Below are 1,836 nucleotides of genomic sequence, written 5' to 3'. Positions count from 1 at the left end.
GGATCGGAGCGGCGCGCGCCGCGAGCGGCGGGCTGAACCGGGCCGATCAAGCCATGGGTGACGTCGCGGGCGACCGCTGGACGAACCGGTCACCCGACCTCGGGAGGAGCACCATTCCGCGATGACAATCACCGACACCTACGAGCGGCGCTCGTACGGGCTCTGGCAGAAGCCGCGCAGCGCGGGTCTTTTCGGCCTGCGCTGGGAGGAGACCGTCCTCGGCTTCGCGGTCGTGATCACCGCGCTGATCACCGCGATGGTCGGCGGCTTCCAGTGGGGGATGATCGTCGGCGGCGTCGGTGTCGTCGTGATGGTCCCGCTGGTGTGGCGGACCGGAGGTCGTTCGGGCTACGAGACGGGATTGATGATGTTCAACTGGATGCGCTCGCGCAATCGCGGCGAGCACGTGTACCGCGGTGGCCGCTTCTCCCGGATCCCGGGCGGCGTCACCCGCTTGCCCGGTCTGCTGGCGCCCTCCAAGTTGTACGAGGGCATCGACGCGGGCGGTTACAGCTTCGGCATGATCCACCTCCCGCAGTTCGCCCAGTACACGGTGGTGCTGCGCGCGTGGCCGCAGGGCCACGAGGCGGTGGACCAGCCCGTGATCGACCGCTGGGTGTCGGCGTGGGGCACCTTCCTGGCCTCGGTCGGCCAGACCAGCGACATCGTCGCCGTGGTTCCGGTCATCGACACGGTGCCCGAGACCGGAAACCGCTTGCTCACCGAGGTTTCCACGATCACGAGGCCGGAGGCGCCGGAGCTGGCCCAGCAGGTGATGTACGAGCTGGCCACCGAATTGCCGCAGGAGCGGGTGCAATTGCTGCCGCGCGTGGCGATCACGTTCAAGGCCACCACCGCCGAGCGCCGCAAGAACCCGGCGGAGGAGGCCGTGGAGATCGGCCGCCGCCTGCCCGGTATCTGCGCCGCGCTGGCGGAAGCCGGTGTGCGCGCCCAGCCGATGTCGGCCGACGAGGTGATCTCGTTCATCCGCCGCAGTTACGATCCCGCCTCGCAGGCCGACCTCGAGGTGGCCGCGGGCGAACCCGAAGGGCACGGCCTGGATTGGGCGGACGCGGGCCCGGTGTCCCATGACGAGAAGTGGGATCACCTGGTGCACGACGGTGGCCGGTCGGTCACCTGGGAGATGGACGCCGCTCCGGAAGGCGCGGTGGACGAGCGAGTGCTGCAACGGCTGCTCGCACCGAATCCCGAAGTTCCGCGCAAACGGATCGCGATCGTGTACCGTCCGCATTCAGCCGCCGACGCCGCCGAAATCGTCGACGACGATTTCAAGAACGCGTTGGTGGCCCAGCAGAGCGAACGAGGGGTCGTGTCCGCGGCGGCGACGCTGCGGGTGGGCGCGACTCAGCAGGCCCGCGAGGAGCAGGCCAGGGGTCACGGTGTGACCCGCTTCGGGGCGCTGGTGACCATCACCGAGCCCTTGCGCGGTGACCTGCCGCGCATCGAAGCCATCACGCGCGACCTGTCGACCCAGGCGCGCTTGAAGATCCGGCGGTGTTACCGCTACCAGGCGGCGGCCTTCGCGGCTTCGCTCGGTTGCGGGGTGATCCTGCCGGAGCATGCCACTATTCCGAAGGCACTGGCGGGGTGAGCGATTCATGGCACGGGACTACGAGCCACCCGTACGGGAACGCGACGAGGACGCACGCCGCAGGCGACTCGAGCAATCCGGCCGGGACGAGTGGGGACAGCGGCCGGAGCGGCGGCGCTCCGCACGGGATTCGGCGCGGGTGAACGGCGAGGACCGGCTCGGCGTCGACCCGTCCGACCGGCGGGCCGCCGAGCGGCGCGCGCGAGCAGCCGCGGGCCGGGCCG

Annotated in this window: 2 protein-coding genes; both read left to right on the top strand. The window is 70.5% G+C overall.

Features of this window, described 5'->3' with window-relative positions; all coding sequences use genetic code 11:
- Positions 1 to 121 precede the first annotated feature (121 nt).
- Positions 122 to 1,612 (top strand): SCO6880 family protein, encoded by a 1,491-nt coding sequence (locus ON19_RS18685; RefSeq protein WP_043694150.1) that lies wholly within the window; start codon positions 122 to 124, stop codon positions 1,610 to 1,612.
- Positions 1,613 to 1,619: 7 nt separating this feature from the next.
- The coding region (locus ON19_RS18680; RefSeq protein WP_043694147.1) for a hypothetical protein at positions 1,620 to 1,836 on the top strand (217 nt) is incomplete at its 3' end.

This window comes from Nocardia abscessus NBRC 100374 (assembly GCF_000308455.1).
GTDB lineage: Bacteria > Actinomycetota > Actinomycetes > Mycobacteriales > Mycobacteriaceae > Nocardia > Nocardia abscessus.
This window is presented reverse-complemented; position numbering and strand designations above follow the sequence as displayed.